Source organism: Methanolobus sp. ZRKC4 (assembly GCF_045291305.1).
Lineage (GTDB): Archaea > Halobacteriota > Methanosarcinia > Methanosarcinales > Methanosarcinaceae > Methanolobus.
On record NZ_CP146983.1, the window covers coordinates 2,265,387 to 2,282,734 of the forward strand.

Consider the following 17,348-nt stretch of genomic DNA (forward strand, 5'->3'; position numbering starts at 1 on the left):
ATTATGTCAAAGAAAGTTGTACTTGCTTATTCAGGCGGGCTTGACACTTCTGTGTGTATCCCGCTGCTCAAGGAAGAGTATGGCTGTGATGAGGTCATAACTGTCGCAGTTGATGTGGGCCAGCCAAGAGAGGACGTTGACCAGGCCGAGGAGAAGGCACAGAAGATCAGTGACAAGCACTTCACTCTTGATGTGCGTGAGGAGTTTGTCAACGATTATATCTTCCCCCTTATCAAGGCAAATGGTGACTATGAGGGCTACGTGATGGGAACATCCATCGCCCGCCCGTTAATCGCCAAGAAGGTTGTCGAGATCGCAGAACAGGAAGGTGCTGTTGCGCTTGCACACGGATGTACCGGCAAGGGTAACGACCAGCTTCGCTTCGAGGCAGTGTTCCGCCTCACCGATATGGAGGTCATTGCACCCATGAGGGATATGAACCTCACCCGTGAATGGGAGATCGAGTATGCGAAGAAGCACGGCATTCCAGTTGGTGTTACGACTGCAAAGCCTTGGAGTGTGGATGAAAACATCTGGAGCCGCAGTATTGAAGGTGGCAAACTTGAAGACCCTGGATTCATTCCTCCAGAGGAGATCTACCAGTGGACTGTTTCCCCGGAAGCTGCACCTGAAGGCCAGACTCTTGTGATTGGTTTTGAGAATGGTGTTCCTGTATCACTTGATGGTGAGAAAATGGACGGTGTGGAGCTTATCGAGAAGCTCAATGAGCTTGCAGGCTCACACGGCGTCGGCAGGACAGACATGATCGAGGACCGTGTGCTCGGACTCAAAGCTCGTGAAAACTACGAGCACCCTGCAGCTACAGTACTCCTGACAGCCCACAAAGACCTTGAGAAGCTGGTACTCACAAGAGCAGAGCTCAAGTTCAAGAAAAGTGTGGATGAGCAGTGGTCCGAACTTGCCTACTACGGCCTTGTGGACGAACCACTCTATACAGACCTCAATGCTTTTGTTGATAAGACCCAGGAGCGTGTCACAGGTACCGTTACCGTGAAACTTCACAAGGGCAGCGTTATCATACTCGCAAGGACATCCCCGTATGCATTGTACTCAGAAGATCTTGTTTCCTTTGACAGTGCAACTATCGACCAGAAAGACGCCGAAGGCTTTGCTAAGTATCATGGCTTCCAGGCGAGGATGTTTAAGAGGGTTGTTGAGAAGTAAATTTTAAATTGTATGCCGGTTGGCATACGATTTTTTTTCTGTTTTTGATTTAATATTAGTATCAACTTCTTTTCGGAAGATTTATATTGTTTCTTTCAAAAATCACTTCAACTGAAAGGTGAATTTTATGATAGCTGAGAGGATAAGTAATGAAATTGAAGAAGGTTTAACAATTCCGAAACCAAATGCAAAGCAACCGTTTAAAGTTAAGGGATGGGGTATTCGAAGAGGTGAAACAGCTTTAATTTACTACATTCCAAGTCATACTAATCCGAGTAAACCTTACGAAAAAGGTGTTACAATAACCGAATTTGAGCAGGCTTATCAGCAACTAATAAATGAAGGTCGATTTGAAAGGAAATGGTTCAACGAAAACATGATAGCTTGTTCAAAAGAAGGAGGCTGCAATTTTACGACTATTGGTGGTATTTTTGAATTATTGGGAATTGCCATTTATGGCTATGGGAAATACACAAAAAACTGAATGGTGTAAATTGGATCTAGTTGCATTTTATCTTATCTTATTATTTTAGCTATGGATTCTGGATTACTTTCGCATTGTCACCATAAACAATGATTATAAATATAATGATTACAAAAATAACCATTGTGCAATTCTACAACCGTGAGAAGGAACTTGCCTTAATGAAACTCCTCGACAAGAGTAAGCCATCTTTCCTCGTGATTACCGGCAAAAGAAGAGTCGGGAAGACCGAGCTAATAAAACAGTTCAGCAGGGACAGGAAAGCACTCTACCTCTTTGTTGACAGTAACAAGAGCATTGATATACTCATGGATGAGTTCGACAGGATGCTCAGGGAAGAGCTTGAACTGCCGGATTATGTTAATGTTAAGGAGCCTGAGAATTTCCTCAAGTTCATCACATCCTACGACAAGGATATTGTGATAGCCATCGACGAATTCCAGAGATTCCTTAAGATATATCCTTCCTTTATTACCCAACTCCAGCGATACTGGGATATGAAGGCAGATAATTGCAGGGTCTTTCTCATTGTATCAGGTTCTTCCATCGGTATGATAAGAAAGATATTCATCGAGGAGCAGGCGCCGCTCTTCAAGCGGGCGGACAACATACTGACCCTGCGACCTTTCACGGTTCGCGAGACCTTTGCAATGCTTGATGAAATAGGGATCACGGATATGCAGGAAAAACTGGACCTGTATTTCCTTTTTGGAGGAACGATCTACTATTACCGCCTTTTTGAAAAATATCAGTGTACCGGGTTCCTTGATGCACTCGAAAAGCTCGTGTTCAACGAATTTGCACCGCTCAAAGATGAGGTTAGGGATATCCTTATCGAAGAATTCGGCAAGGAACACTCTACCTATTATGAGATAATATCTGCTATATCTCAAGGTAAATGTTCCAAAAGCGAAATATCGGAGATGACACACGTATCTTCAAACTCTCTTTCACATTATTTCTATGACCTTGCGGACCTGCTCGGGATAGTTGAGTATAGGATACCCGTTACAGACAGCCCAAAAAAGAGTAAGAGAGGGAGATATTTCCTCAAGGATAATTTTTTCAGGTTCTATGGCCGTTTCATATATTCTGCATTGAGCCAGTACATGGGTGGTAAATATGACCCTATAATGGAAAATGTTCTACAGCAGTGGCAGAGCTACACCGGGAAATTATTTGAGGATATGATCCGAGAGCTGATAAGTAGCAGGCTAATTTCCGAATATCCTGAAATTGGAAGCTGGTGGAACAGGAAAGGAGATGAGATAGATATACTGGCAATAAACCGTGAAAAAAGTGAGGTTATGGCAATTGAGATAAAGAATAAGGAGCTTACCAGGGATGAAGCAAGACGCATCCTCAACTCTACTTCAGAGAAAATAGAACTGATTCCCGATGTATCTGGCATGAATTTCAATGTAGGGATCGTTGCAAGAAAGATAGAGGACAGGAAGTTGATTGAAGATGAAGGATTTCTTGTATGGGAACTGGAGGATCTCCTGTAAGGTCACATATTTTTTATTTTTAGAAATTGTGGTGATCAGTCTACTTTGGATAATATATCACTTATTGCAGAAATTAGTAGTATTTTGCTCATGCATCAACCCGGATCTTCTGTATGCCTACAAGATCAAGGTGATCTAGTTCTTTGTCGGATGTAACTTCAAGATAAAGCTCGATGGCTTCTTTGATACGCTGGTTAAGTCCATCCAGTGTTTCCGCCTAAGTATGGCATCCATTAAGCTCTGGTACAGAAGCCACATATATCCCATCCTCATCCTGTTCAATGACCACTGTGAATTCTCTCATGCCATCATTCCTTCTTTTCTAAATGATAGATATTATTACGAATGGAAATAATTACCCATTATTTGTTTGTGGGAAGTATTTGAAAGATCAGGAACATATAGCAATTGAGCCATAAAAAGTGATTTAGAATCTCTTTTTAAAATCTAATTCATAACTCGTAAAAGCTACAGATCATTCTCATCAAAATCCAAAAGCCTTTTCCATTCAAGAGAATGCTTGGCAAGCAAAGGATATAGATCATCCAATGTTTCGATAGATCTGCATTCAAGAATCACTTTATCAATAGCATTTGGTTCAGTGAAGGTATATTCATCTGCAATTACTACTCCCTCCCATAATGGACTTTCTTCTCCGTGATTATAACTAATAACCAGAATATTATTTTCTTTAAAAAAACGGAATAGTATTGTTATAGTACTAGCAGTTTCAGAATCATAGAATTCAAATCTTTCAGAATTATGGCTTGTAATATTCAACAAAGAATATGAATCATCTTTTGACCTTTGTGATCTGCCAAAAACAAATGTATTTAGTTTGTCCTGCAGCATTTTCCATTCATCATGCTCTATGAATACAAATGCTCCATCATCGTCTAATCCACTGTAGTCAGGTGTTGAGAATAGGGATAATAACCTTCCATCAAACCACCACTTGTAACCGTCCTTTAATTCCGAGTGAGCCCTTATTATTATGTCAATATCATTCAATGTTCGGAATTTCTTACAGATATCCGGGCCAAATACCTGTGTCCCACACCTCTGTGGAGAGTCTTCCAGCCCCTTTTCTTCCTGTGGATCGTTCCACAGGTAAGGATGATGATCTTCTTTTTTAATTTGATCAAGAGTTACTGGCTCTCCTATACCTCCATGGACACAAAATACATGAGAGGTCCTTAACAGCGATTTTATGTTTAAAACTGCAGCAATAGGCATCTTTTCAAATGTCCTGTTGACAAGAGAAAATAACTCATCGTTTTTATCCAGTTCATCATAAAGTCCATAGTTAGCATTTGTTCCTGCAGTTTCATGATTACCACGAAGCAGGATGACACCATCCGGATCCTCAAGTTTTAATTTGAAAAGTCGACAGAGCACCTCTATAGAATGATCACCTCTATCAACATAATCTCCAAGAAAGATATAATTGCTACAATCAAGTTCCTCTCCTTTCTCTAATATGAAATCCAATGCTTCAAGATTGCCATGAAGATCGCCTACAATAATGACTGAGGAATAATCCACGTGAACAACAGCTGCTTCAGATTCAAACAAAGATGATACTTTATTGTTAAGCTCACAAAATAATGTTTTTTCCACAAAATCCCACCTAAAAGTTAGATCTACATACAAACATATAATGATATTACATGGTTATACTTAAAATTATTGTTTAAGTAAATAATGTCAAATTAATAAAAACACATATATTGAATTAAATATAATGTTCAATCATGGAAAAAGCAAAGATGTTCACGCATCTGGTACCGGTTGGTTTCTCCCCTGACAAACTGATAGAAAGTATCAAACAGTTCCCAGTTCATAAGATCATTATCCTGACACACAAAGGTGACGAAGAACAGGAAATGGTACAATCCGCAGTAAAAAGCATCAAGAAAGCTTTCAAAGGTTTTGAAGTAGAGAACAGAATAATAGAAAGAGAGAACATTTTAGAATCATCTCTTGAGATGCTGGATATTATTGAAACTGAGGTAAAAGCAGGAAGCACAGTTAAGATAAATGTATCAGGCGGCCTGAGGAACATTGGCATATCAGCATATATTGTTTCACTTGTAAGCAATGTTCCGATCTATAGTGATATTCCTGAATACACAGATAAAGAGAAATATCATCTAAAAGGCATTATTGACATCCCACTTTTCCCTATCAAAGACCTTGCCAAAGAACAGATGAGCATACTTGAGAAGCTGGAAGATGGAGTTGAATCTGTTGATGATCTTATCTCCAGATTAAAGCCGGAACTTGAAAAAGGAACAACTGATTTTGGCAACGAAAGATCACGTCTCAGCCATCATATTAAGAAGTTAAGTAACGCAGGATTCATTGAAACCGAAAAGGTAAGTAAGAATCTTGTAATTAAAAAAAGTAAGTTGGCTGTGATCTATATGAAGGGCAGAGATATCAAGTTAATTACTTAACGGCTCGACGAGTTAACGTGATCAACTTCGCCATTAGAACTTTTAGAAAATATTCCTTCTCTAAAATCTATAAATTCCTTACACTTAAGCAAAAGTTCATTGTTTGAATACAAACCTTCAAACATTAGACGAATTGCAAAATCTAAAAATAGATCATGGTTTAGGAAATACCAAAAGACGATTAAATTCCTTCATGAACGTGATGGTCTAGACCAGAAGATATGTATAGAGCTCATATTCTCTTTTTTTCAACTTAACGTCAATCCCTCTTGCCCTCCTAGAATATTCCTGAGTCATCCTGAAATTTTTCCCTTTGTTAACACGCTTGTTGATCGGAAAACCCATTTTCCATCGCATAGCATAATAATCAACCCTTTTTGATAGACGAGAACTCAACTTATATTTAATCTGCGGTCTTCCCCTCTGGCCTTTCTTTCGTGGAATCTCCTTTTTTAGTACAAGATATCCTCGCCTTCTTCTCTTGGCTTCTTCATAATAGCGGGAATAACGATGAAGTATCTTATATACGGCACTTCTTGTTACCTTATGTTTTTTGTAGGGGTTTTGATTTACAAGCTCAGTAAGTTCATCGACGGTCAAGTATTTATTTCCATTATCCCTCATAGTTTGAAATAATAAGAATTTCGCAGCTCCTACAGTACCTCGATAGTAGCAATATCTGCATATGGGATGTTCTGGGTATTCTTTATCAAAACCGCATGATAGGCATTCATTTTCCATATTACAACGGCACCTGTTATTTTTTTTACTGCTTAGTGCATTGCAGCGATACTGCCCCTTGCTTGCAAGGGCAGTTGTAGTGAGAGTGAGAGCGCTACGCTTGAGTGGGGGTGAAGGCTCAAAGATTGATAATTTGAAGTTTATTCTATAAACGGTGGCCTTTTGTTCTAGTCCTGATGAATCCTTAAGCGACAAAGAACATCATATGTACTGCTGAACAGAGTGAGATATAAGTATAATAATTCAACCTATAAAAGTACTTTCAAATCCTAGTTAAATAACCTTTTTGATGCGCTGGTTTAGCTAATAGGTCACCAGAATCGTGGTTCATATCTATTATTTTTACCTTGACCCTAAACAGTCACATGTTATTAAATTATATTTTTTGGATGAAGAAAAACAAAACGAACGTTTTATAATACTGTTCTGTCATTTCTGCTTCCTCGATGCGTTTAATAGTCTTTAAGCTCAAAGGCATAGAGTCAACATCAGTAGTTGTAGAACAAGATCTTTTCGTTTTAGAACATGGAGGAGTATTTAGAACCATTTATATTCACTATATCACGCACGCTTAAATAATTCCTGCCAAAAACAGCTCTGTAGAAATCTCCAATATTCGAACTTCTCATCGGTTCGCATTTTAAGAAGGTAGCAAATTTACCTTTTCAACCTGTTAATTTAAACTATATTGTCGTAACAATTATTGTTTAAACAATAATATGCGACATATATCAGAATAGGTCTATGGCATCGCGAATGAATTATCAGGAATACGATACAACTATCCCGCCGAAGGCAGCACGGTCCATTACCACTGATGAAAAAAAGATACGCAAGAACTACCTCCACCCCCAATCACATCCATTGTTAGTGGACATAACTAACAACTCACATCAAAAAAAACCCAAAAATCTACCTTTCACTCCAAAGGCTCATAACTAAAACCAAACCCAAGGTCCTTCAGAGCCAGAAGTGCCATGAACATCACACAGAAGATGAAGAACACCGACACAAAACAGGCAAAATTATAATAGAAGAAGTCCACGCCTGAGAGCCTGACATTCATAACAGCAAATATGCTCAGTGGTTCATTATAGAACGGATACAGGTAAGTAAGGCCACCATCAGCGATGTCATCCAGAAGTAGGTGGGACAGGAAAGCCGCTTCTGCAAATATGCCAAGTGATGAAGCTTTTGATATGTTCCTGTATAATACGTACCCCAGCATAAATGCAAGCACAAAGGCAACCAAGCCAAAAAGAAGCGAATGGGTCGGAACCGAACCTATCATTGTATGACCCAGGTTGCCGTGAAGTATAAAGTTCCACACCGCAGGCACGTCAGGGAACACCGAACCCACACTGCCGACAACAAACAATAAACTCAGGTGTTTCACATCCTTAAAGCTCATCTCCTTGCGAAAACCACTGCCTGCAATTGCAAAGATCCCTACAAGGGAGACACAGAATATGAAGAATGCAAAGTGGAACGCTGGATATGGCATATACTAGTATACAAATCAAATATATATAAATATGATGTCCACACCTGCCATCTTACGATTATCGGGGTGTAGGGGTAGAGAAAGCCTACGACTTTAGTCGTAGGATGAATCGTACCCCGCTGGCTGTTGATCAACTCATCGTAACAACATTAAAATCGTATTCCATCTCCTAAAAAAAGCAAACGTTTAAAACAACATTAAAATAATAAGAAAACAATATAATGTTGTTGTTTTTTCGAGTGATATTATGGTCCGCAAAGAAGGTCAGAAGTGCAGGAATCTTAGGTTTCTCATCCATCCAAGTCCAGAACAGGAACTAAAACTGGAAGAAACCATGGAAACCTGCAGAAGATTATGGAACGACCTTTTATCAACGAGAGTTGAACTATATGATAGATATGGATTATATCCTGACTCTACGATGTTTGAGAAACAACTCAAGTTCTTCGAGTATGCCAACAACATACATTCTCAGGTAAGACTCAATGTATTCGAAAGACAACAACAAGCATATTTCAAGTTCTTAGACGATATCAAGAATGGTAGACTTAAAGGAAGAAAACCAAGAAGAGGTACTTTCGTTAAAAAAAAGGAAGTTCCTGCAGCAAATACTCCTTCTTCTCTTTCAAGTAAACATGGCTCTAAGTACGTCAAATATGATGGAATTCTTCCAAAAGGCCATCCTGGATTCAAAGGAAAAGAAGACTACCATAGTTTCACGTACAAGCAACATGGAAATGGTTGGAAACTAACAGAGAATAGTTTGTTCCTGTCAAAGATAACTGATAAGAACAATTTGATCAAGATCGATGTTAATAACAACCTCCTCACTGATCAGTTGAAAACGTGTACCATTAAAAAAGAAGGAAAGAAATGGTTTGCATTCATAACAATTGAAGTTCCTGAATATCCAGAACCAATAATACCTATCACTATGATAGGTATCGACCTTGGATTAAATGCTTTGATAGCAACATCAGATGGAGAACTTATTGAACCACCTAAGTTGCTCAGGAAAGCAGAGAACAGGTTAGCTATCGAACAAAAAAAACTTGCTAAAATGGAATATGGTTCCCAGAACTACCTTAAACAGAAACTAAGAGTGAACAGGATTCACCGAAAAGTTAAGGGAGCAAGGAACCATTTTTCACATTGTCTAAGCAAGTTGCTTGTATCAAAACACGACCTGGTAGTTTTTGAGGACCTGAAAATAAAGAACCTTGTTAAGAACTCAAGATTAGCCAAGTCTATTCACGATGCAAGTTGGGCTAGACTTGTTCAGCATACTACATACAAGGCTGCTGAGAAAGGAAAGACTGTTGAGAAAGTCAATCCTAAGAACACAACTCAGACCTGCTCAGTATGTGGAAAAAAGAGGAAACGAAAGGTACAGCAAGGAGATAAGGTGTTTGAATGTGACCATTGTAACTCTTCGTTAGATAGGGATATCAACGCTAGTATCAATATACTAAAGAAATCTAAAACATACAAAAATACCGTGGGGCTCACGGGAATTAACGGCTGTGGAATTGGGACCGCTACAACCAGTTGCTTAACTGGATTGCAAGTACCGACAACGAATCAGCAATTGCTTAACCTAATACAAGGTTAAGGCTCCTTAGGGGTTCAAAAGAACCAAACGACTTTAGTCGTTGGAGTAGTCAGGAAAAACAATAAATCACCCCATTCGCAATACTAAAAACAAATGTTCATCTTCGGCCACATCGGTATAACCCTTGGAATACTCACCCTTCTAAAACAGCATCCTGCACTCTCAAAGATGCCCACATCCCTGTATGTGGTCGCCTTTGGGGCCATGCTCCCTGACCTTATAGACAAACCCCTTGGAGAGGTCATCTTCGCAAGCTCAATCGGTAACGGAAGGATATACGGACACACGCTGCTCTTCTGCCTGCTGTTACTGCTGACCGTAATTCACCTCTACAAAAAAAGAGGAGACAAACGTCTGCTGGTAATTCCTGCTGCCAGCTTCATGCATATTATGGAAGACAGACTCTGGATGACACCACAGACACTGTTCTGGCCACTGCTGGGCTGGCAATTCCCTGACGGCCACTATTCAGCAGGCATACTGGACTATTTCCTGGGAATCTTTAGAAATGCATACACACCGGCACTAAATTATGTATTCCTGTCAGAGATCATAGGGATAATCATACTGTTTGTTGCAGGAATCATCCACCTTAAAAATGTTCATAAAAAAGTCATTTAGTTATTAACACTAAGAAGAGTTAAGAATACAATAGAAGGATTTATACAGGCAAGTTAATAATATATAAAATATATAACACATTGCATACATACTTCATGAACAATTGTGATTCAAAAGTATAAAATCAGGGTCAATAAATTGTAGTGGCACATTGCTCTGGTTATAATGCATATAACAGATCAAGCGGCAGGAAGAATGAAGAGGAAGATCGAAGAGAACATAAAACTCAAAAAACTTGTCATATACTCAGAGGAACTCTTCCAAAGCCCCGCTGATAAAATAAATTACCAAAAAATAACCGATGCTCTTCTGGATATATCTGAAGCCAAATATGCGGTTTTCAATCTGTTTGAAGAAAAAACAAATTCCTTTTTTACAAGAGCTGTTTCAGTCCCATTAACCGATGTAAAGAAAATATATTCAATGATGGGATTTAATCCTGAAGGCAAAGAATGGAAAAGGAACCCCAATCTTGCAAGAAAAATTAAAAATAGTAATATTACCCGTTTTTCTGCTTTTCATGAGCTAACTGGAGACCAGATCCCGGAAAAGACTGCAATACTTATGGAAAGGACCCTCAGTGCAGGAGAGACAATTGTAGCAAATATATTCAAAGACAATGTCAACCTGGGTTATTTTATATTAGTAATGGATTCCGGAAAGATCCTGACCAATGAAGACCTCATTGAAGTATACACCCGGCAGGTAGGTCTTTTACTGGACCGTAAAAAAGTAGAAGAAGAACTTCAATTTCAGTTCTGGTTCCAGAAGATGGTCTCTGAGATATCGGCTGGTTTTGTAAGTGTACCTGATGAAGAACTTGATCACGTAGTTGATGAGGCGCTAAAGAAATGTGCCATGCTGTTTGAGATCGATAGGGCTTATATATTTCTTTTTTCAGAAAACGGGACAAATATGAGCTTTGCCAATGAATGGTGTGCACAGGGAATCGAACCCCAGATAGACCGGATACAGGATTTCAACCTTAGCGAGTACCCATGGTTTAAAGAGAACATACGAAAGAAAGGACACATACACGTTCCTGATGTTGACAAACTTCCCTCTGAAGCAGATACTGAAAAGAACGTTTTCAAGACACATTTAATTCGATCTGTTCTGGACATACCCCTTACAAAAGACGGAAAAGTTATCGGCTTCATGGAATTTGATGCCGTCAAAAACAAGCATGTGTGGACCGAAGAACAAATCTCCCTTCTCAAAGTCGTAGCTGGAATAATAGTCAGCGCATTTGAAAAGAAATATGAAACAGAAGAATTACTCAAACGGGAGATGCAGCTCAATGACGCCCAGAGGATCGGACACATAGGAAGCTGGGAGTTTGACCTGAACCAGGGAACGGTTCATGCCTCTAAGGAAGCATGCAGAATATACGGAGTTGAAAACAGACAAACAACGATCCGGGAAGTGCAGAGCCTCGTACTTCCGCAGTACCGCCCAATGCTCGATAAAGCACTTTCCCGACTCATTAAAGAAAATCATCCCTATGACGTGGAGTTCAGTATCAAAAAACCAAAAGACGGTATTGTTCGCCATATCTACTCCGTTGCCGAGTATCATGCTGAAAGGAATGTAGTTACAGGAACTCTTCATGACATCACCGAGCGTAAGGAAGCAGAAGAGAAGCTTGCCGAAGAGGAAGTCTGGAAGCATGCACTGATAGAAAATTCCATGGATGGGATATTAGTGGTCGATACGACTGGTAAGGTTTACGAAGCTAACCAGCGCTACGCGGACATGCTGGGTTATTCACTGGAAGAGATCAGACAATTATCTATATGGGACTGGGATACACAATTTACACATGAACAACTACTGCATATGGTCAAAAATATGCATGAGACCGGAGATTACTTTGAGACATTGCACAAGCGCAAGGATGGAACCGTTGTAGATGTTGAGATCAGTACCAGCAGCGCAATCTGTGGTGGACAGGAACTTGTCTTTTGCATGTGCAGGGACATCTCCGACAGGAAACGTTCTGAAGAAGAACTGAAGAACAGGACACAAACACTTGACCTGGCACTGGAAGCAACCTGTGCCGGAATATGGAACCTTGACCTTACAACTGGCAATATACAATTAGAGGGGCTGGATAGCTGGAAAATGATCACCGGATATTCCACGAATGACTTCTCTCATTTCAACCTTGAAATGTGGTCCGAAATGATACATAGCGATGACATTGAGACTGCAACTCAAAAATTACAGGATACAATTACCGGTAAAGATCAACGTTATATAGCAGAGTACAGGATGCAACACAAAGAAGGTCACTGGACCTGGGTACGCGCTCATGGCAGGATTGCAAGGTACGATGATGCAGGCACTCCTCTCAACATGTACGGCACACATATCAGCATCAATGAAAGTAAGGTAGCTGAAGAAAAAGCGAAAGCTGCCAGCAGGGCAAAATCTGAGTTCCTTGCCAATATGAGCCATGAGATACGCACCCCACTAAATGGCATCATTGGCTTTTCCGACCTGCTGATGCACTCAGAACTCGAAGAGCAGCAATTGCAGCACATGCAAACGATACACGCATCTGCCAATTCACTGCTTGACCTCATCAACGATGTACTGGACATCTCAAAGATAGAAGCAGGTAAACTTGAACTGGATACAGAAACTAGCGACTTAGTAGAACTGTGTGAGCAGATCGCAGATATGCTAAAGTACAAGATCCATGAGAAAGGCCTTGAACTGTTGCTGAACATCTCTCCTCATCTACCACAATATGCCATAGCGGACCGTGTGAGATTAAGACAGGTATTGGTCAATCTTTTAGGAAATGCAACAAAGTTTACCGAAACCGGAGAGATCGAACTTAAAGTTGAAGCTACTGCCGGCCATCCCGGTGAAATGGATTTCACATTCTCTGTAAGGGATACGGGAATTGGCATTGCTGAAGATAAAAGAGCAAGGATATTCAATTCATTTGCACAGGCTGACGGATCAATTACCCGAAAATATGGAGGTACGGGACTTGGCCTTAGTATCTCTAATGAATTGCTGGAGAAGATGGATTCCAGACTCGAACTTGAAAGTAAAGAAGGTGAAGGAAGCAGATTCTATTTTACTGTAAGTCTTCCTGCAGAACAGAGCGAAACTATTACTATTGATAGTCTGGAAAACATCAAAAAAGTCCTCATTGTAGATGACAACAGCACTAACCGCTTGATCTTACAGAACATGCTTCAGACGAGGTAACTCAAAGTTGACATGGCAGCCAGCGGCATGAAAGCCATAGACATGCTTCACAAAGACCGGGATTACGATCTGATAATTGCCGATAAGAATATGCCTACAATGGATGGAGATGAAATGGTTCTCATCATACGTGAGGAGAACAGTATATCCCAAAAAAGTACCCCTGTGATCCTGTTACACGATTCTACAGACATTTCCCCAATACACAGACAATACGATCATAAGAACTGTGCCAGTATCATGAAACCGATCAGAATGACAGAGCTTTTCGAAATGATTACTTATATAGATTCTGCAAAAGGACCGCAAAATAATAGCATCATAATCAAAAAAACGGTTTCATCTAATTCTCCTGATGTCCACCAGTATAGTATACTCATTGCCGAGGACAATGAAACAAATATGCTTCTTGCATCAACTATCATCTCCAATCTTTTACCTAAAACAACGATAATACAGGCAAAGGACGGAAAGGAAGCAGTCCGTATGTTCACTGATAAAAAGCCTGATCTTATTGTCATGGATATACAGATGCCCGAAGTAAGCGGATATGATGCTACATTAATGATAAGGGACCTTGAGAAAGGAGACGGAGAACATACCCCTATTATTGCCCTGAATGCTGGCGTTCTCAAGGGCGAAAAAGAGCGATGCTTTGAGGCAGGAATGGATGATTATGTCACTAAACCAATAGTAACAGACAACATTCGTCATATTTTGAATAAATGGCTGCCTGGATTTGAAAGTTCAAAAACTATGTATAAATGTTCTGAAACAAGAAAAAACTCTCATTTCGACAGGGAACGACTCATGAACAATGTAGGTGGCAGCAAAGAATTATATGACCGTCTTATATCCATGGCAATAGCATCTTTTACTCGTGATTTTAAAGATATCATGGATTCTTTTTCAGAAAATGATATGGATACTATAAAGGGTATCGCACATCGCACAAAAGGTACAGCTCTCAATATTGGTTTCAACTATCTGGCAAACCTTTGTGTTGAACTCGAAAAAGCAGCGGATATGGATCATACAGGTACTACCGGATTATTGGAAAAGATGAGAATTGAAATCGATTATCTGAGAGATTACTTTGAACAAACAGAACGAAATATGTCTCTAAACCTTTGATACATATTTCCCTATGCATCCGTCAAAATAATAAAACATTCGCACAATCCCATCATCATGATGAGAATATAAAACCTGAATAAATTTATATAAACTAAAACTCTTAAATGATGTGAATATGGGTGGGAACATGCAAAACAGCACATACATTCACAAAACTGTAAACCTTTATGGTTCCAGTAGCATAGGTGATAGCTCGGTGGTCCTTGAGAATGTCATGCTGGGATATCCACAGCATAGCATCCTGATGGAGATAACAAAAGCCGGCATTGAAATAGATGAATATGACTTTCCAGGATCATTTATAGGGAACAATGCATTCATAAGAGCCGGAAGCACGATCTTCAGCAACGTCCGGACCGGGAATAATTTTAAGACAGGACATAATGCCATGATCCGGGAAAATACTGTAATAGGGGACAATGTACTCATTGGTACCAATGTTATCATTGACGGTAATGTAAGTATAGGAAACAATGTCAGTATCCAGGGAAATGTGTATATTCCCACACATGTGACCATAGAGGATAATGCATTCATCGGACCCTGTGCCGTGCTTGCCAATGACAGATACCCCATAAGAGGAGAGTACCACCCGGAAGGACCAATACTTAGAAAAGGAGCATCCATCGGGGCAAATGCTACCCTCATACCAGGAGTTGAGATTGGGGAGGGAGCAATGGTGGCTGCCGGGGCTCTGGTTACAAAAGATGTGCCTGCGTGGAAACTGGCAATCGGTTGTCCTGCAAAGATAGTTGATCTCCCGGATAAACTGGAATTTTTAAATAACATCTGATCACGAAAAATAGGATATAAAATTATACTTTTTAAATAATGGAGACCCGTATTATCATGATACCCATTGCAAAACCACAGCTCGATGATGCTGAGGTACAGGCAGTCAGCGATGTGCTACGCTCAGGAATAATAGCTGAAGGGAAGCGAGTAGCTGAGTTTGAGCAGGCTTTCGCTGAATACACAGGTATGGAACACGCCGTTGCCGTTAATTCCGGCACTGCAGCCCTTCATGCTGCTTTACTTGCCCATGGAATAGGCAAAGGTGACGAAGTTATCACCAGTTCTTTTAGTTTTATAGCCACTGCAAATTCTATACTTTTTACTGGTGCAAAGCCGGTATTTGCAGATATCGAAGCCGACACATTCAACCTTAATCCTCAGCTTATTGAGGAGAACATAACCCCTGCGACAAAGGCTATTATGCCTGTGCACCTCTACGGTCATCCTGCATATATGAAACTCATGAAAGAAATAGCAGAGGACCATCATCTGGTCCTGATAGAAGATGCCTGTCAGGCACACGGGGCTGCTTACAATGGCAAAAAAGTTGGTTCTTTTGGTACCGGAGCCTTCAGTTTTTATCCCACCAAAAACATGACTACCAGTGAGGGTGGCATAATCACCACAAACAAAAAGGATGTGGCAGACAGAGCACGTATGATACGCTCGCATGGTTCAAAACAACGGTATCTGCATGAGACACTTGGGTACAACCTGCGCATGACGGACATCTCAGCAGCCATCGGACTGGTACAACTCAAAAAGCTTCCAGAATACACATCCAGAAGGCAGCACAATGCAAAACTGCTTACTGAAAGCCTCGGAGATACAGAGGGAATAAAATGCCCCACAATACGCGATAAGTACAAACACGTATTTCATCAGTACACGATTCGCACTCATAGCAGGGATTCACTGGCGGAGCACCTAAAGAACAAAGGAATCGGGACAGGTATTTACTATCCCATCCCCATTCATAAGCAGCCATATTACAAGGAACTTGGATACAACGATAATCTGCTGGTGACAGAGAAAGCTTCCAGGGAAGTGCTCTCCTTGCCGGTACACCCGGGAGTTACGGATGAAGACATTGTTACTATAAGTGATGCCATAAAAGACTGGAGTGATCTGAAATGTTGAAAGTTGGAGTTATCGGCGCAGGATCAATGGGAAAAAACCACATACGCATCTATAGCGAAATGCCAGGTGTAGAGCTTGTGGGTATTTCGGATATTGATGCCGAGCTTGTAGAGGAACTTGCGAAGCAGCATAATACTCGACCTTTCACAGACTATAAAGAATTGCTTGCGGAAGGACTTGATGCTGTGAGCATTGTGGTTCCTACTAAAATGCATAAAGATGTAGCGATCGATGCTTTAAGGGCAGGGGCAAATGTACTTGTAGAAAAGCCAATTGCCGACAGTATTGAAAATGCAGAAACGATTCTCAATACGGCAAAGGAAGTTGACCGCTGTGTAATGGTTGGACATATCGAAAGGTTTAATCCTGCGATCATGAGACTTAAAGAAATAATAGATTCCGGCCTGCTCGGGAAAATCGTATCCATCTCTACAACAAGAGTCGGACCATATAATCCGAGAATAAGGGATGTAGGAGTAATCCTCGACATCGGCGTTCATGATATCGATGTCATATCTTTCCTCTACGGCAGGCATGTGAATCAGGTTTATGCAGTCGCCGGAGCCGACATCCATTCCATGGAAGATCACGCCACCATACACATGCGTTTTGACCATGAATTTTCAGGACTTGTAGAAGTCAACTGGCTTACACCACACAAAGTAAGGAAACTTACTGCTGTAGGCGTAAAAGGTGTTGCTTATCTTGATTATATAGACCAGACAGTCGAGCTTCATGACAATAGCTGGGTGAGAAAAGCCAAGATTGAACAAAAAGAGCCTCTCAGGAACGAACTTGAGCATTTTATTGATTGTATAGATAACAAGAGGCAACCGGAACCAGCCGGAGAGGATGGCATTCATGCACTTAATGTCAGCCTTGCTGCCATCGAGTCCTACAAAAATGAAAAATTAATAGAGATTAAAGAGTGATT

The 17,348-nt window shown here is 40.5% G+C and carries 14 protein-coding genes; 11 read left to right on the forward strand and 3 right to left on the reverse strand.

The annotated features are described in order from the left end of the window. Positions 1-3 precede the first annotated feature (3 nt). The 3 genes from V7O67_RS11180 to V7O67_RS11190 all read left to right on the forward strand — a co-directional run bounded on the left by V7O67_RS11180 (position 4) and on the right by V7O67_RS11190 (position 3,177). On the forward strand, positions 4-1,185 hold the full coding sequence (locus V7O67_RS11180; RefSeq protein WP_406657215.1) for an argininosuccinate synthase: 1,182 nt from the start codon (positions 4-6) through the stop codon (positions 1,183-1,185). 127 nt (positions 1,186-1,312) lie between these two features. Then, on the forward strand, positions 1,313-1,669 hold the full coding sequence (locus tag V7O67_RS11185) for a hypothetical protein (RefSeq protein ID WP_342304762.1): 357 nt from the start codon (positions 1,313-1,315) through the stop codon (positions 1,667-1,669). A gap of 104 nt (positions 1,670-1,773) precedes the next feature. After that, on the forward strand, positions 1,774-3,177 hold the full coding sequence (locus V7O67_RS11190) for an ATP-binding protein (protein ID WP_342304761.1): 1,404 nt from the start codon (positions 1,774-1,776) through the stop codon (positions 3,175-3,177). 468 nt (positions 3,178-3,645) lie between these two features. Here the strand turns inward: V7O67_RS11190 and V7O67_RS11195 are convergent, their stop codons facing one another. After that, complete coding sequence (locus V7O67_RS11195) at positions 3,646-4,797, reverse strand: metallophosphoesterase (RefSeq protein WP_342304760.1); 1,152 nt, start codon at positions 4,795-4,797, stop codon at positions 3,646-3,648. Between the two features lie 134 nt (positions 4,798-4,931). On the opposite strand from V7O67_RS11195, the gene V7O67_RS11200 reads away from it, so the two are divergent. Beyond that, entirely contained in the window at positions 4,932-5,636 is a 705-nt protein-coding gene (locus V7O67_RS11200; protein WP_342304759.1) for a DUF6293 family protein, read from the forward strand. A gap of 207 nt (positions 5,637-5,843) precedes the next feature. Here V7O67_RS11200 and V7O67_RS11205 read toward each other — a convergent pair whose 3' ends face one another. Together V7O67_RS11205 and V7O67_RS11210 are read right to left on the reverse strand one after the other, a co-directional pair. Next, a complete protein-coding gene (locus V7O67_RS11205) occupies positions 5,844-6,377 on the reverse strand; it encodes a hypothetical protein (protein WP_342304758.1) in 534 nt (177 codons plus the stop codon). Between the two features lie 919 nt (positions 6,378-7,296). Next, positions 7,297-7,881 carry a metal-dependent hydrolase gene (locus tag V7O67_RS11210; protein ID WP_342304757.1) on the reverse strand — a complete coding sequence of 195 codons (585 nt, stop codon included), beginning with the start codon at positions 7,879-7,881 and terminating at the stop codon, positions 7,297-7,299. 247 nt (positions 7,882-8,128) lie between these two features. On the opposite strand from V7O67_RS11210, the gene V7O67_RS11215 reads away from it, so the two are divergent. From V7O67_RS11215 to V7O67_RS11245, 7 genes are all read left to right on the forward strand, one after another. Next, positions 8,129-9,493, forward strand: a complete 1,365-nt coding sequence (locus V7O67_RS11215) for a transposase (protein WP_342304756.1) — start codon at positions 8,129-8,131, stop codon at positions 9,491-9,493. 93 nt (positions 9,494-9,586) lie between these two features. Continuing rightward, complete coding sequence (locus V7O67_RS11220) at positions 9,587-10,114, forward strand: metal-dependent hydrolase (RefSeq protein WP_342304755.1); 528 nt, start codon at positions 9,587-9,589, stop codon at positions 10,112-10,114. A gap of 195 nt (positions 10,115-10,309) precedes the next feature. Then, entirely contained in the window at positions 10,310-13,342 is a 3,033-nt protein-coding gene (locus tag V7O67_RS11225) for a PAS domain S-box protein (protein WP_342304754.1), read from the forward strand. Between the two features lie 12 nt (positions 13,343-13,354). Beyond that, positions 13,355-14,476, forward strand: coding sequence for a response regulator (locus V7O67_RS11230; RefSeq protein WP_342304753.1), 1,122 nt, complete (start codon positions 13,355-13,357; stop codon positions 14,474-14,476). A gap of 130 nt (positions 14,477-14,606) precedes the next feature. Then, a complete protein-coding gene (locus V7O67_RS11235; RefSeq protein ID WP_342304752.1) occupies positions 14,607-15,272 on the forward strand; it encodes a DapH/DapD/GlmU-related protein in 666 nt (221 codons plus the stop codon). Positions 15,273-15,328: 56 nt separating this feature from the next. Next, positions 15,329-16,414, forward strand: coding sequence for a DegT/DnrJ/EryC1/StrS family aminotransferase (locus V7O67_RS11240; RefSeq protein ID WP_342304751.1), 1,086 nt, complete (start codon positions 15,329-15,331; stop codon positions 16,412-16,414). Next, entirely contained in the window at positions 16,408-17,346 is a 939-nt protein-coding gene (locus V7O67_RS11245) for a UDP-N-acetylglucosamine 3-dehydrogenase (RefSeq protein WP_406670024.1), read from the forward strand. Before V7O67_RS11240 ends, V7O67_RS11245 begins: the two co-directional genes overlap by 7 nt. The last annotated feature ends 2 nt before the right edge of the window (positions 17,347-17,348 follow it).

Excerpts from the sequence above, each read along its gene's own strand:
- V7O67_RS11245 (WP_406670024.1), top strand. The coding sequence starts at position 16,408 with ATGTTGAAAGTTGGAGTTATCGGCGCAGGATCAATGGGAAAAAACCAC.
- V7O67_RS11190 (WP_342304761.1), top strand. The coding sequence starts at position 1,774 with ATGATTACAAAAATAACCATTGTGCAATTCTACAACCGTGAGAAGGAA.
- V7O67_RS11230 (WP_342304753.1), top strand. The coding sequence starts at position 13,355 with ATGGCAGCCAGCGGCATGAAAGCCATAGACATGCTTCACAAAGACCGG.
- V7O67_RS11235 (WP_342304752.1), top strand. The coding sequence starts at position 14,607 with ATGCAAAACAGCACATACATTCACAAAACTGTAAACCTTTATGGTTCC.
- V7O67_RS11220 (WP_342304755.1), top strand. The coding sequence starts at position 9,587 with ATGTTCATCTTCGGCCACATCGGTATAACCCTTGGAATACTCACCCTT.
- V7O67_RS11180 (WP_406657215.1), top strand. The coding sequence starts at position 4 with ATGTCAAAGAAAGTTGTACTTGCTTATTCAGGCGGGCTTGACACTTCT.
- V7O67_RS11225 (WP_342304754.1), top strand. The coding sequence starts at position 10,310 with ATGAAGAGGAAGATCGAAGAGAACATAAAACTCAAAAAACTTGTCATA.
- V7O67_RS11200 (WP_342304759.1), top strand. The coding sequence starts at position 4,932 with ATGGAAAAAGCAAAGATGTTCACGCATCTGGTACCGGTTGGTTTCTCC.
- V7O67_RS11215 (WP_342304756.1), top strand. The coding sequence starts at position 8,129 with ATGGTCCGCAAAGAAGGTCAGAAGTGCAGGAATCTTAGGTTTCTCATC.
- V7O67_RS11205 (WP_342304758.1), bottom strand. The coding sequence starts at position 6,377 with ATGGAAAATGAATGCCTATCATGCGGTTTTGATAAAGAATACCCAGAA.
- V7O67_RS11240 (WP_342304751.1), top strand. The coding sequence starts at position 15,329 with ATGATACCCATTGCAAAACCACAGCTCGATGATGCTGAGGTACAGGCA.
- V7O67_RS11185 (WP_342304762.1), top strand. The coding sequence starts at position 1,313 with ATGATAGCTGAGAGGATAAGTAATGAAATTGAAGAAGGTTTAACAATT.
- V7O67_RS11210 (WP_342304757.1), bottom strand. The coding sequence starts at position 7,881 with ATGCCATATCCAGCGTTCCACTTTGCATTCTTCATATTCTGTGTCTCC.